This window comes from Alexandriicola marinus (assembly GCF_004000435.1).
Taxonomy (GTDB): domain Bacteria; phylum Pseudomonadota; class Alphaproteobacteria; order Rhodobacterales; family Rhodobacteraceae; genus Alexandriicola; species Alexandriicola marinus.
The window spans coordinates 1-248 of the sequence record NZ_RBVZ01000099.1 but is presented as its reverse complement, the minus strand read 5'-3'; the positions used below and the strand labels follow the sequence as shown (position 1 = coordinate 248).

General features: G+C 59.7%; 1 protein-coding gene. It reads right to left on the bottom strand.

Features of this window, described 5'->3' with window-relative positions:
* Positions 1-241: cell cycle transcriptional regulator TrcR (locus EP376_RS22840; RefSeq protein ID WP_127657735.1), on the bottom strand; the 241-nt coding region annotated here is incomplete at its 3' end.
* Positions 242-248: the final 7 nt, after the last annotated feature.

Sequence of the window (248 nt, the reverse complement as noted above, 5' to 3'; positions counted from 1 at the left end):
GCTCCGAAAGCTTGAGACGGTAGTCGGGATCGGCTTCGCCTTTTTCGATTTCGTCGCGGCTGAGCTGGCCGGTCATGATCGGGTCCATACCCTTGATGCCCTGCGCGGAATCGCCATCGGCGATGGCGCCCACCTCAAGCGGATGCAGCTTGCAGAACTGTGCGATCTGCTCGAACGAAAGCGCCGTATTGTCGACCAGCCATACAGCGGTCGCCTTGGGCATCAGCAGCGTATTGGCCATATATGCG